This is a genomic window from Salmonella sp. 32082101201600294FB01SM01 (genome assembly GCF_017572865.1).
GTDB lineage: Bacteria > Pseudomonadota > Gammaproteobacteria > Enterobacterales > Enterobacteriaceae > Salmonella > Salmonella enterica.
Genome location: NZ_JAGESB010000001.1, coordinates 1,300,492 through 1,314,363 on the forward strand (window position 1 = coordinate 1,300,492; position 13,872 = coordinate 1,314,363).

11 protein-coding genes and 1 pseudogene are annotated in these 13,872 nt (G+C 51.4%); 5 read left to right on the top strand and 7 right to left on the bottom strand.

Going from position 1 to position 13,872, the window contains the following annotated elements; all coding sequences use genetic code 11:
• Window positions 1-3: 3 nt before the first annotated feature.
• On the bottom strand, window positions 4-237 hold the full coding sequence (locus J4645_RS06310) for a YdcY family protein (RefSeq protein WP_000018720.1): 234 nt from the start codon (window positions 235-237) through the stop codon (window positions 4-6).
• Between the two features lie 223 nt (window positions 238-460).
• Here J4645_RS06310 and srfA point away from each other — a divergent pair, with 223 nt between their 5' ends.
• Genes srfA through srfC form a run of 3 tightly spaced genes read left to right on the top strand, consistent with a single transcriptional unit; the run spans window position 461 to window position 6,913 of the window.
• On the top strand, window positions 461-1,786 hold the full coding sequence (gene srfA / locus J4645_RS06315; protein ID WP_208208946.1) for a virulence-associated effector SrfA: 1,326 nt from the start codon (window positions 461-463) through the stop codon (window positions 1,784-1,786).
• A 4-nt stretch (window positions 1,787-1,790) separates the two neighbouring features.
• Window positions 1,791-4,772: a virulence factor SrfB gene (locus J4645_RS06320; protein WP_023214602.1), complete on the top strand. Its 2,982-nt coding sequence runs from the start codon at window positions 1,791-1,793 to the stop codon at window positions 4,770-4,772.
• Window positions 4,769-6,913 carry a virulence-associated effector SrfC gene (gene srfC, locus J4645_RS06325; protein WP_000165641.1) on the top strand — a complete coding sequence of 715 codons (2,145 nt, stop codon included), beginning with the start codon at window positions 4,769-4,771 and terminating at the stop codon, window positions 6,911-6,913. Before J4645_RS06320 ends, srfC begins: the two co-directional genes overlap by 4 nt.
• Window positions 6,914-6,957: 44 nt before the next feature.
• Here the strand turns inward: srfC and J4645_RS06330 are convergent, their stop codons facing one another.
• Complete coding sequence (locus J4645_RS06330) at window positions 6,958-7,131, bottom strand: GhoT/OrtT family toxin (protein WP_000171943.1); 174 nt, start codon at window positions 7,129-7,131, stop codon at window positions 6,958-6,960.
• Between the two features lie 198 nt (window positions 7,132-7,329).
• On the opposite strand from J4645_RS06330, the gene yncL reads away from it, so the two are divergent.
• Window positions 7,330-7,425: a stress response membrane protein YncL gene (gene yncL / locus J4645_RS06335; protein ID WP_001103198.1), complete on the top strand. Its 96-nt coding sequence runs from the start codon at window positions 7,330-7,332 to the stop codon at window positions 7,423-7,425.
• Between the two features lie 104 nt (window positions 7,426-7,529).
• Here yncL and patD read toward each other — a convergent pair whose 3' ends face one another.
• The 5 genes and pseudogenes from patD to J4645_RS06360 form a co-directional block, all read right to left on the bottom strand.
• Complete coding sequence (gene patD, locus J4645_RS06340; protein WP_024145724.1) at window positions 7,530-8,975, bottom strand: aminobutyraldehyde dehydrogenase; 1,446 nt, start codon at window positions 8,973-8,975, stop codon at window positions 7,530-7,532.
• Window positions 8,976-9,089: 114 nt separating this feature from the next.
• On the bottom strand, window positions 9,090-10,514 hold the full coding sequence (gene ycdR / locus J4645_RS06345) for a GntR family transcriptional regulator YdcR (RefSeq protein WP_000760692.1): 1,425 nt from the start codon (window positions 10,512-10,514) through the stop codon (window positions 9,090-9,092).
• 135 nt (window positions 10,515-10,649) lie between these two features.
• Window positions 10,650-11,420, bottom strand: coding sequence for a M15 family metallopeptidase (locus tag J4645_RS06350; protein WP_023214601.1), 771 nt, complete (start codon window positions 11,418-11,420; stop codon window positions 10,650-10,652).
• A gap of 260 nt (window positions 11,421-11,680) precedes the next feature.
• A pseudogene (locus J4645_RS06355) lies at window positions 11,681-11,912 on the bottom strand (hypothetical protein).
• A gap of 32 nt (window positions 11,913-11,944) precedes the next feature.
• The gene (locus tag J4645_RS06360) at window positions 11,945-12,343 is read right to left on the bottom strand and encodes a hypothetical protein (RefSeq protein ID WP_023214600.1); all 399 of its coding nucleotides are present in this window, start codon (window positions 12,341-12,343) and stop codon (window positions 11,945-11,947) included.
• A gap of 515 nt (window positions 12,344-12,858) precedes the next feature.
• On the opposite strand from J4645_RS06360, the gene sifB reads away from it, so the two are divergent.
• The gene (sifB, locus tag J4645_RS06365) at window positions 12,859-13,809 is read left to right on the top strand and encodes an SPI-2 type III secretion system effector SifB (protein WP_023214599.1); all 951 of its coding nucleotides are present in this window, start codon (window positions 12,859-12,861) and stop codon (window positions 13,807-13,809) included.
• Window positions 13,810-13,872 lie beyond the last annotated feature (63 nt).

Genomic DNA, 13,872 nt, shown 5'->3' on the forward strand with positions numbered 1-13,872 from the left:
GGGTTACAGGATCGTGCCGCCTTTGGTGAGCTGCTCGCGGCGCGCGTCCCGATCTTCTTGATATTGCCTGCCGTGATGCGCGATAGCCGTGCGTAAACGCTGCTGCTGCACATAACGATCTTCGCGACGTAATTCAGCGTCATCGCTCAAGGCAATCAGCAATTCATTCATATGGGCAATTACGCTCTCCGCAATGGCGGCATCCACGCGGGCGCTCACTTCCTCCAGGTGCGACATAAGCTCTCCTACTCTTTATTCTGTAACAGCATGATTCGCCTATTATACGCGTTATTGTCGCCCGATGCGGTAATTCGCCGCCGCCCTCCTGATTTAACTTACGTCAAGTGAAAACACGGGGCTTAATAGACCGAGAATTCGCGCCTTTTTGCCTTTCTTCCGCCGTTTGCTTGCGTATAGACCCCGTAAAGTAGACGCGTGAAGAAGTCTAAGGGATAACAACGTGGCAAAATCTCTCTTGCGCAGCGGCAATCTGGATGATTATCAGGCCGTGGGCGGCGGCGGTCAGGCCGTATTTGAATCAGCATTGCAAATTCGCGAAACGCTTCGTCTGCGTAAACAGCAGGCGATGGTTGACTGTCTGGCGATTCCGCAACTTAACGATAATGGCGATCGGGTTGACTGGTATTCGCCGATTGAAGGTCAGGCGATAGCGTGGAAAGCGGCTGACGAAGAGACACGTTCTCGGGCTTTACGTTATTTAGCCAGCACTTTTGAAAGCGCGGCTGCACTCAGTCGCAAAAGTCTGCAATCCGGTAAAACAGCGCTTCAGCTATTTGGATCGCTACTTGAGAAAGCGACGCAATTTCCCGGCGAAAATCATGTTTTCCTGGTTAACGGCAAACCGGTTATCACCTTCTGGGGATTCGTTAATCTCAACGAAAATACACGCGATGATGTGCTGGACTGCCTGCGGATAACCGAGGCAATCCCCGACATCCCTCTGGTCGAGCCGGAGCCGGAGCCCGAAGAAAAGCCGCTGGTAGAGGCGGCGTTTAGTCAGGCGGATGAACCCTTGTTAACGTCTGTCATCGAGCCGCCGAAAATGCCGGAGGAACCTGTTGCGCCGCCCGTTATCGTTAGCGAGCCGAAGCCGGCCACACCCATCCCGATTGCTGAGGCGAAAAGAGCTCGCCGTCTACCGCTGTGGAGCTTACCTGTCGCTGCCGTGGTTATCGCCGCCGTCGCCACGCCTTTTTTCTGGCCATCTTCATCCGTTGACGGGGCCTCTCCTGTTCGCGCCGCGCCTGTCGCTACCGCGAAAACTGACGTTACCCCATTGCCTGAACTCACCGCGCATTTGCCGCTGCATCGCGCTGAGGTGACGCCCGCCCCCAAAGCGGCGCCGTTGCCGGAAGCGCCTGTTATTATTGCCGCTATCCCCAAGGACGCGCTGGTGATGGACAGTACGCAGATGAAGCTTGGAACCACGCGCTTTTTAAACGGTAGCTGGCGGGTCAGCGTGGATGTCAAAGATCCGATTACCGGCAAGCCGCCCTCTCTGCGTTATCAGATCCAAAATAACAAAGGTATCGCGCGCGTAGTACATGGCGATAACGTGGTTTGTCGGGCGGAAATTTTCTCTGGTCTGCATCAAACGGGCGAGCTGATGATTAAAAGTCGCGGCAATGCGCGCTGCACCGACGGTTCACGTTATCCGATGCCGGAAATTACCTGTAAAGCAGGCGTCAATGACGTCGCAACCTGTACCGCCCGTTATGGCGACCACGCGGCAATTCCGTTGACGTTTAAAAAGATAGGTGCCTGATTTTATGTTGGTCAATCTGTGTGATTACAAACAGAGCGTCACGCTCATTGCAAACAGCGGCGTCCAGTTTCTTGATTTTGGCTTAACGCCGCAAGAGTCGGCCCACTACGGACGTTTTGTGCGCAAAACGGCAAACGGTCCGCTACTGCGCCTCGATTTTGATCCGACCAGCGGGCGCTACACGTTGCCAGGACGTGCTGGCGGCCAACCCGAAGTCGTGAAACCGGAAAGCACTCAGACGCTGCACTATTCTCTGGATGTACTCGACGGAATCTGGCTCCCCCTGCCGTTCCTGCGTTTTAATCCGCCGCGTACCTTTATTGACGGGCCGGATAACTGGGCGCGCATTCAGGTACGTAAACTCAGCGAGCCAGATAGCGCCGGAAACACACACCGCATCACCCTCGCCTTCGACAGTCAGCTGGCAAAAAATATGCCTGCGGCGTTGGCGCCTTGCGAAAACGATCTGCTCAATGGCACACGTTTTGCGCTCGCCTGGCGCGATGAAGAAGTTGCCGATTTTCTTGACCAGACATGGATTGACGGCTGGCTGCGCGAGTCGTTTCTTCAGTATGCCTCACAGGTGGAAAACCGTTCGGAACAGGCCATACAACAAGCGCTGCGTAGCTTTGAGTATCAGGCGCACTGGTTGAATTTACTGACGCTGTTAGGCGAACAGCTTACGGTGCCGGAAGTAAAGTTTGTGACACATACGTTAAGCACGCCCGCAATCCCGGTCGATCTGATTCTGGATGTCGGCAATACGCATACCTGCGGCGTCTTGATCGAGGATCATGGCGATGCGAATGACGGGTTACGCCAGACGGCAGAGCTTCAGGTGCGTTCTTTAAGCGAGCCGCAGTATCTGAACGATCCTTTATTTACCAGCCGGGTAGAATTCTCAGAAGCGCGCTTTGGCAAGCAACACTTTTCTGTCGAAAGCGGACGAGACGACGCCTTTGTCTGGCCTTCCATTGTGCGTGTGGGCGACGAGGCTCGCGCCCTTGCTATGCAGCGTGTGGGCACCGAAGGCAGCAGCGGTATCTCCAGCCCGCGCCGCTACCTGTGGGATGAAACCCCCGCCTTGCAGGACTGGCGTTTTAGCCAGATCCACGGTAAAACGCAGCGCGAACCGCTTGCCACCGCGTTTCCGCTGATGAATCTGATGAACGACGACGGACAGCCGTTATTCCGCCTGCCGCATGAAGAAAGGCTACCGGTTTTTTCGCCGCAATACAGCCGTAGCACCTTGATGACGCATATGTTGTGCGAAATTCTGGCTCAGGCGCTGGGGCAAATTAACAGCGTCGCCACCCGGCTGCGACTCGGCTTTCCCGCCTCGCCGCGCCAGCTACGCACCCTGATTTTAACGCTGCCTTCCGCCATGCCGAAACAGGAGCGAGAAATTTTCCGCCAGCGAATGTTTGAAGCGCTGGCGCTGGTCTGGAAAGCTATGGGCTGGCATCCGCAGGATGAGGATTTCACCACGCCTAAGCAGCGTGAAAAAAGCGTGGTGCCGGTACCAGAAATACAGATGGAATGGGACGAAGCAAGTTGTGGCCAACTGGTATGGCTTTATAACGAAGCCATTTCGCATTACGCCGGGCGTACCGAATCCTTTTTTAATGCACTCGCCAGACCGGATCGCCAGCCTGAACCCGGCGTCGTCCCCGGGCGCGCATTGCGCGTGGCATCGATTGATATCGGCGGCGGCACGACGGATATGGCGATCGTTCACTATCAGTTAGATGACGGCGTAGGGGCCAATGTAAAAATTACGCCTCATCTCCTGTTTCGCGAAGGTTTTAAAGTCGCCGGGGACGATCTGCTATTGGATATTATCCAACGCTGCGTACTCCCTTCCCTGCAAACGGCGTTGCAACGAGCAGGCGTTACGGATGCCGCCGCCCTGCTGGCGACCTTATTTGGCGATTCGGGACGAATTGATACTCAGGCCATTTTGCGCCAGCAAACGGCGCTGCAATTATTTATGCCGCTGGGCCACGCGGTACTTTCCGCCTGGGAGCAAAGCGACATTAACGATCCGTTTGCCGGTTTACATGCGACATTTGGCGATCTGCTAATCCGCCGCCCAACGAGCAACGTGATGAACTATATCCAGCAGGCGATCGATCATGCCTTACCGTCTGGTTCGCCGACATTTGATATATTCAATGTGCCGTTGCAAATTCAGTTTAGCCAGCTTCAGGAGGCTCTGCTGGCCGGCCAGTTTACGCTGACAACGCCGCTTCATGCGGTCTGCGAAGCGATCTCCCACTATCACTGCGATATCTTGCTGGTGACGGGGAGACCGACCTGTTTACCCGGCGTACAGGCGCTCATCCGGCACTTACAACCGGTGCCGGTTAATCGCATTGTGTGGATGGATAAGTATCAGGTACATGAATGGTATCCCTTCAGTCAGCAAGGGCGTATCGGCAATCCAAAATCCACTGCTGCGGTGGGCGCGATGTTATGCAGCCTGGCGCTGGACTTACGTCTGCCGCGATTCAATTTTAAAGCGGCTGATATCGGCGCGTATTCGACTGTGCGTTATCTCGGCGTACTGGATAATACCGTTAATACGCTTCGCGATGAAAATATCTGGTATCACGAGATCGATTTGGATAAACCCGGCGCAACGCTGGACGCTCGCCTGCATTTTCCGCTACGCGGCAACGTAACGTTGGGCTTTCGTCAACTGGCGAACAGTCGCTGGCCTGCGACCCCACTCTATTGCCTGAGCATTAATTCCGCCGAACTGGCGAAAACCATCGCTGGCGACGGCGTACTGAATGTGCGACTGAAATTACGCGGCAGTAGCAAAGATAGCGCCCCGGAATCGTTCATATTAAGTGATGCCTGGCTCCAGGACGGGACGCCGGTCGCCGCCGATGCGCTGACATTAAAATTGAATACGCTGGCTGACCGTCGCCACAGCGGCAGCCACTACTGGATAGATAGTGGGAGTGTATACCTGAAATGACAAAACCGTTAAACACCACCCAGGCTGTTATCGAGTGGGTTAACAACACGCGCCGTTACGCAACGCGACTGGATGACGAAGCCGACGCTCTGCTGGCGCAACTTACGCTTGCCGCGGCGGATGAGTCAGCGCTCAACGCCGCCTGCGCATCACATGGCTGCGTTGGTCTGTACGGGTATGCGCAATCCGCAAAAGCGCATCTGTTAACGACGCTATGCGGTAACGAGAATGGCAAGCTGGAAATTATCACGCCGGACCGTGACTATGATTATTTCAGCCACATCAATCCGGGTCATGCGCCAGCGAATATGGCTATTCGCTTTACGCGCGACATTTTTTCAAACGAGAACAGCTGGCCGTTGCGCCTGCGCTTGATCAGTGAAGCCGAACTGGTGCAGATCTTTATTGCCTGGACCAGCTCGTCCCACATTTGTCGCCAGGTCGAAAAATCCATTATCACATCACGCCTGGAGAAATGGCAATCGCTTCGCCAACCGCAGCCCGTCCCCGGCGTTACCGCTGAAGAGGTAGCGACCATCGCGAGTTTCTGGCGCTCTTGTCTTCCGTCCGCCAGACAACATATTGATGATGCGACATGGCAACACTTTGCCTCGCTCTTGCCTGCGCTGGATCTCACGACACGGGCGCACGCCTGGGCATTACTGTGGGGAGAGCAACCGGAGATCACCCAGCAATGGCTGGCGCTGGCGCATATGTTGCAACAAACCAGCCATGCCGGGGAACTGGCGGCGCCGCTCAGCCTGCTGGTCGATCATTTTGGCTTACCGGCGGAAAACTTCCTGACGCAAATGGCGCTAACCGCCAGCGATACGCAAAGCGATGTGGTGGTGCATCCGGTTAAGGAAGGCCGACTGCTCAATGCGGTCAGCCTTTCGCTTGATTCTCTGGCGCTGCTTACCCGCGAACTGGTGCTAACCGTTGAAAACAGCGTACTGGATAATGTTGATTTACTGGATATTCCGGTCGCGCCAGACAGTCATCCTCATCCGTTATGGCGGGCGAAATTAGGCTGGATGCTGGCCCATTACCGTCAACAGGTACAGCCCGATGTTCTGGTGATTTGCAATGCTCTGGCATCTCGCTCGCAAACGCCCACCGCCGCCCGTCACTTACTGGAGTGGGTTAACGCCACGCAGCCGCAGCATGAATCAGCGTTACCGGGCGTCGTCTGGGCTATTACTCCACAGGATGCCCGTTTTGCCACCCAGCAAAATCTGGATGAAGCCGTCCAGCAGTTGATGGGTAAACCTGGCGTGCATTGGGGAACGCTGCAGGCGCTGGATAAACACAGTATGCAGCGTTTGGTGGAATGGTTATCGCAGGCGACATCGGCACCACAGCGACAGGCGCGCTTACAGGCGTTACGCGAACAACTGCGAGGCCGCGTGCGCGATCTGTTACCGATGTTTGATGACGCGCAGCTACCGGTTGAAACCGTGATCCGGCGTCTTCAGGCCCAGGCCGCCAGACATGGCGACCTGCTGGCCGGGCTGTTACCGCCGGTACAGAACTTCGAAGCGTTGCTGCGCACCCGACAGTCGCGAGAAGAACAGGTCAGCGGTTTATTTAATGACGCGATCGATCTCTTTGCCGACGAACCAACGCGCGCTTCAGCGTCAGAAGGTCATGAAACAGGCTACCAGGCGCACAAAATGTGGATCAATCATCTGCGCCAGTGGGCCCACTGCCGGGATAATGCGCAGCGTCTGGGTCTGGAACCGCAGATGCTCAACGCCGTGGCGGAGATTTTAATTACCGCCAGCTATCGCCTCGGTTTACCTCAGCAGTTACAGAAAACCATGCAGCGCGAGGAGGTGAGCGGCGCGCAGCTTCATGCCATCATTGGTAACTTCATCGCCTGGCTCGGCTACACAAATATCGAGGAGGCCCAACGCCCGGCCAGCCGCGTTCAGAAAGGCGCAGCCATTTTCGCCGCAACGTCGCGTTCGACAATGTTGCGTCTAACAAAGCTTGACGAACAGCCCGTTCACGCCGCCAGCCGCTATGTCTATGACTGGCTTGTTGCGCTGTATACCCTGGCCAATGAGAACGCAGGATATCGGCATCCGCAGGACGTTACCGACGTAGACAGAGAGCAATTAATTGCCCTGATAGCCTGACCTGGCGGAAAAACCATGCCCGGTAACCTGTATCGGGCTTGAGGTCAGAAAAGCGAAAACAGCAACGCGACGGGGAAACTTATCGGCCATGTCGCGCCAACCAAAAAGGCGCTCAGGAAACGAATTCGTTTTTTGTCATGAGTCAAAAACCAGGTGATCAGGGATGATATCACCGCCATGACGGCGTAAAAAATTAATATCTTTTGAAAGAGGGTCATATCAGGCATCCGCGCCAACCAGAGGAAAAAACGCGCGCAATATGCTCTTTTTATTCGACACACATCAAGGTTTATCAGCCTTAACAGCAAAACGTTCTCAATGCACGGCTCCGCTCACAGAATATCCTGTTTACGTATTATTGCGGATCTCGCCAACCCGTACTATACCCATAGGGGTTATGATGAAAGGTGGCGAAAATGAATGTTTCCAGTAAAACCGTCGTGCTGATTAATGTCTTTGCTGCTGCAGGACTTTTGGGTCTGATCTCGTTGAGATTCGGCTGGTTTGCTTGAGGTGTTCAACCTTTGAGTACTTGCTGCGCATGTTGGCGGGGAGGTCCCCCTCTCCGCCAACATGCGCCTATTTTTTCATGATTTTTCTGAACAGTAAATGATCCTTAATGCTTAACCATGATGTGGCGGACAAGAGTGTAGTCTTCCAGACCATACAATGACATATCTTTGCCGTATCCCGACTGTTTTTGCCCTCCATGCGGCATCTCGCTAACCAACATGAAATGGGTATTAATCCAGGTACAGCCATACTGCAATCTGGCGCTAAGCCGGTGCGCCCGCCCGACGTCCTGAGTCCAGACGGAGGATGCCAGACCATAGCGAGAATCGTTGGCCCACCTCAGAACCTGATCTTCATCATCAAAGACGGTTATACTGACCACCGGGCCGAAGACCTCGCGTTGCACGATGGCATCTTCCTGTTTTGCGTCTGCCAGCAACGTCGGAGCGAAATAGTAACCTTTACCTTCCGTTTGACTTCCGCCAGTAATCACACGGATATGGCTGAGGGCCTTCGCCTCCTCTACAGCCGCTGTGACGCGCTTCAGGTGCGCCAGCGAACTTAACGGCCCCAGCTCTGTCGACTCATCCTCCGGCGCGCCTATTTTCAGGCTGCTCACCGCGTTCCCTAGCTTTTCGACCAGCGCATCATAGATACCGCGCTGCGCGTATATACGGCACGCCGCAGTACAATCCTGTCCGGCATTATAGAAACCAAAAGTCCGGACGCCCTGCGCCACCGCATCCAGATCGGCGTCATCAAAAACAATTACCGGGGCTTTACCACCGAGTTCCATATGCGTACGTTTTATCGCTGGCGCAGTATGGCGCAGAATATGCTCCCCGGTCGCGATAGAACCGGTTAAAGAGACCATGCGTACTTTTTCATGGCCGGTCAATACATCGCCAACAGTTTGCCCTCGTCCGAACAGGACATTGAGCACCCCCGGCGGAAAGATATCCTTCGCCAGCGCGGCAAGTTTAAGCGCCGTCAGCGGCGTGATTTCAGAAGGCTTAATCACCACGCAGTTACCTGCCGCCAGCGCTGGCGCCAGCTTCCAGGCCGCCATCATGAGCGGATAATTCCACGGCGCGATAGAGGCAACCACGCCAATCGGATCCCGGCGGATCATCGACGTATGCCCTTCCAGATATTCGCCCGCCGCCAGCCCACTCAAACAACGGGCCGCGCCAGCAAAAAAGCGAAAGACATCCACGATTGCCGGAATTTCATCATTAATTACGCAGTGCAAAGGCTTACCGCAGTTGTGCGATTCAAGCCGGGCGAACTCAAGGGCGTTTTGCTCGATGCTGTCCGCCAGTTTTAACAGACATTCCGCCCGTGCTTTGGGTGTGGTCTGCCCCCATTCGGCAAACGCGCTATCGGCGGCCAGCACTGCGGCGTCAACCTGCGCGGGCGACGCTTCCGCAATCTCAAGTATGACCTCGCCTGTCGCCGGGTTATAAACAGACTGCCTTTCTCCCTCGCCGTCCACCAGCACGCCATTAATCAGTAATTGATATTGCATAGCATTTTCCCATATCGTCATTAATCGATTTCCGGCGAACGGGCCGCCGCTTTCCTAAAAATAGACGGCGCGCCAGATGCTCACCCGGCACACTCGGGAAATTTAGTCAGGTTGTGAGCTGACACGCATTCCACCTCACACAAGGCTTTTAGCGCTCAGCATCTCGCGAATCAGGCTGCCAAGCTGTTTTACGGCCTGTTCTTCCCGTTCTCCCCAATGCCATGCGGTGTTAAAACGAAAGAAACGCGTCCAGGCGCCGGACGTTGAAAACATTTTCCCCGGCGCGATACTGATAAGGTGTTCAAGCGCTTTGGCGCTAAGTTCACCGGCATCAAGCTGCTCAGGTAGCTCCAGCCAAAGAAAATAACCGCTATCGTTATGGTGAATTTTTACTTCCGCCGGGAGATGGCGCAAAAGGGTTTGCCAGGCTTGCTGTTTACGTTCGGCAAGCTGCCTTCGCAATCGGCGCAGATGCGCGTCATATCGACGTGTCGAGAGATAATCCACTAACGCCAATTGCATGGGGGAACTGGTGGATAATGTGCTCATTAACTGCAAACGCTGAATTTGTCTGGCATGGCTTCCTCCCGCAACCCAGCCAATGCGAAAACCGGGAACCAGACATTTGGAAAAAGATGAACAATGCAACACGGTATCGTCGCGATCCCATGCTTTGGCAGGCAGAGGTTTCTCGCGGCCAAAGTAGAGTTCGCTATAAACATCGTCTTCAATTAGCGTCACGTTATGGTGCGTGAGTAACGCAACCAGCCGCGCTTTTTTCTCAGCACTCAGCGTGAACCCTAACGGATTCTGGCTGTTGGTCATTAACCAGCACGCTTTCACCGGATATTCCTGTAACGCCTGTTCCAGCGCCATAAGATCGATACCTTCTTTAACATCGGTGGGTATCGACAACGCTTTCAGGCGCAATCGCTCCAGGGCCTGTAGCGCACCGTAGAAACAGGGGTTCTCCACCACCACCCAGTCTCCCGGCGCCGTCACCGCCTGTAAACTAAGATTCAACGCTTCCAGCGCGCCGGCGGTAATGACAATCTCGTCAGGAGAAACGGTAATCCCCTGCTGCGCGTAACGGCGTGCTATCGCATAGCGCAATTCTGCATTACCTGGTGGCAAGTTTTCGATGACGCTCATTGCCGTCGCGGTTTTACTGACCTGCGCCAGAGAGCGGTTCAATTGCGGCAAGGGAAACAGGCGCGGATCGGGAAACGCTGAAGCAAAGGGCACCACTGAGGTATCACGACTGGCCTGCAGCATCTCAAAAATATAGGTATTGATATCTACGGCTTCATCCCGAATAACGTGCGCTGCCGTCGCGACTGACCGACAAACCGGATGCGGCGCGACATAATAACCGGATTGCGGACGGGCGATAATCCGTCCCTGACTTTCCAGCAACTGGTACGCATGACCGACAGTCATAAAACTCATGCCGCTACTGGCGACCTGCTCCCTCAGCGAGGGTAATCGATCGCCGGGCTGCCAAACGCCAGAGGCGATTTGTTCTCTAATTTGCTCCGCCAGACGTTGATATTTTTTCATTATTCGTTCTCATTGAGCGCTGCTTGCAGGTGGCAACCGCAGTGTATATCAGTTGTTAAAATTAACAATGATTTGCTAACTGTTATGGTGCTTTCCAACAGGCGTAATGATTAGATTTCGCAACAAAACGCCGTTTCAGGGTCTCTGCTTAACGGGAAAGTCAAACCAGGTGTTCGGGTATGGTTCATGAGTAAGGGAGAAGTGCCACCATTCGGTATCCAGTGGCGTAAAGCCCGCATCACGCATCAACGTTTGTAATAACAACCTATTTGCGAGTTGCTGAGCGGTAAGCATGACATTATCGGGATGGGATAACGGACTAAAACAGTCAAAGCCGGTACCAAAATCCAAACTATTATCTGGCGAGCGTTGCGCCGCGGACGCAGTACAATTCACCAGTGGTCGTCCGGGATGGTATATCGGTATTTTACTGTCGAGTGGAACAATTGTTAGATCAAGCGTACTTCCCCGACTGTGGCCGGATCTGGCGGCAAGATAACCTTCCTCAAACAGACGCTTTTTCTCTACTTGCGGATAAAATTCGTTTTTCATTTGGTTTTGAGAAGGATCTTTGGCCCACGCGATAAAGTCGTCCACTGCGCTTTGCGGACGGTAGCAATCATATATTTTCAAGGTAAGTCCGAAGGGACGTAAACGATCGGCGACCTGCTTCACTGCGTTCGCGGCTGGTCGTGTTAACAGGCAAACAGGCGCGTTATAGCCTTTAATTGGGCGACCAATAAAGTTATGGGAAGTGAAGTATCGCATGTCTACCTGTACGTCGGGGGCGACCGTAGTAATATCGACAAAGTCTTTTGGCTGGTGGAGATCAATATGGTTTTCAGCTGACATTGCCTGAATGGAAAACAGGCTGAACAGGAGGAAAGAAGATACGCATTTTACCATATGTTACACCTCGCGAGAGTCACAGGGGTGATTATGTATTTGAGCAGGTACAGATTAGCGGACAGCGCTTAAACAGATGGTTAAAATAAACATCATTCCCCCCTGTAATCTGTGCCTTATTACAAACGGAGAGGTTATATTTTGCTTATATGACCATGACGCCGCCTGTTCTATACGCAAAATAATTCGAGTTGCTTAAAGGCGGCAAGGGAGTGAGTCCCCAGGAGCACAGATAACGATGTGTTTTGACGAAGACGAGTCTACCTGACCAGAAAGGTTATTTGATAAGCAGTAGTACAGTTGTTGTCGCCTTCCATAACTAAATAAGATTGTTTCGCCAAAGATAAGACCACTATATAGTCAGGAAGGCAATTAGTGAGGAACGCGTCAATTGTCGGCGATAATGCATCTGAAATTACGATTCACCGCAGTTGTTCAAACACATAGAATCCCCTTCGAACCGAGATGATTCGGTCTGCTGGTCATAGTCATTATTCAGTAAGAACGCAGGTTGCAGCGGCGGATCACGGGCGTGAAGAAAAATCCTGCGCCCCAAACTTTTTGGACAAGCGCTGAACCTGCCGTATACTTTTACTTAACGTACACTCCGCCATAAAAATAAACCCTGCGATGATACCGTAATGCCATAGACATAACTTAAGGATATGCCATAAATCAAGCGAAGCATGATTTAACTTCTCAGTAATTGCGATAGTCTGTACAAATATTATGGGATGAAATAATAAGATGCCTAACAAAAATATCCCTGCCACAATCATGGCGAGTAACTGAAAAAAAGCCCATCCGATAACGAAGCGGTAAAGTAACAGCAATAATAGCCGTCCACATTTTTTTAGCCATTCTGACTGCAAAATGCCCCAGGATGCTGTCTTTTCGTGAATTTCACCATCTGATTTCTTCATTTTGAGCCTCCTCGCAGGTTTTTATAGTCTTATCACCCAACTGGAAATAAACCCGTCAGCTAATCGTTACAACAAATATAATTAAGACAAAAACTAAAGAGTAAGGTATTTATATCATAAGTGCTATCAGTATTGGCCTTCTGCCCTGCCGCTAAATATCTCATTGTTGTTAGCCTAATAATACTTTTAGTTTAATTTCTTATAAGACAATTTCTACACGGTTGAGCAACTATTTACTTTCTCTAAAAATAATATAGCGCGTAATTAATCATTACTCATGGTACATGATGATGTGAAAATTAAGAAAACCGTTTTAGTTTCATTCGTTTTACCTGACATACTTCATGTCCAGGAGGCGTGGGCATGACTAAAACTACGGGTCAATTTGAACGTTCAGGACAAAGCAAAAATCAGGTGTTTCACCGATAGGCAAACCGATGGGCAACATGGGATAATATTTTGAATACCACCTATTCCAGTAATGAAGTATTATATACTCACTTGTGGTCTAAATTATGCCAATTACTATCGGGAGAGGGTTTTTAAAGAGTGAGATGTTTTCTCAAAGTGCCATCTCTCAACGTTCCTTCTTTACGTTACTATGGGAAAAGATTAAAGATTTTTTCTGTAGCACGCAAAGATCCGCTGCCGATCAATATATAAATGAATTATGTGATGTTGCCTCTCCGCCTGATGCGCAACGTTTATTTGATTTATTTTGCAAGTTATATGAATTATCATCACCATCATGCAGAGGAAATTTCCATTTTCAGCACTATAAAGATGCTGAGTATCAATATACAAATCTCTGCATTAAAGATGACGAAGATATTCCGTTATGCATTGTGATACGTCAGGATCACTACTATTATGAGATAATGAATAGAACAGTACTCTGTGTTGATACTCAGTCTGCCCACCTGAAAAGATATTCTGATATTAATATAAAAGCTAGCACTTATGTTTGTGAACCACTATGTTGCTTGTTCCCTGAGCGGTTACTACTCTCGCTATCCGGCGGTATAACATTTTCCGTTGACCTAAAAAATATAAAAGAGACGCTTATCGACATGGCAGAAAAGGGTAATTTATGTGACTGGAAGGAACAGGAAAGAAAAGCCGCCATCTCCTCCAGGATTAATCTGGGCATCGCCCAGGCAGGTGTACCACCTATTGACGACGCTATTAAAAACAAAATAGCCGCAAAGGTTATTGAGAATACTAACTTAAAGAATGCAACATTTCATGCAAATCATACACAAAGCTCAGTTACTCAACTAGTTTATTCATGTTTGTTTAAGAATGAGATATTAATGAATATGCTTGAGGAAAGTTCCTCTCATGGCCTGCTATGTTTAAACGACCTTGTTGAATATGTAGCGTTACAAGTTCATAACAGCCTTTTTTCTGAAGATTTATCTTCACTCGTTGAAACAACAAAAAATGAGGCTCATCACCAGAGTTGACCACACCATAAATAGTATGGCTTACAATCCCCTGGCAATACCAAAACCATCTAATACAATACC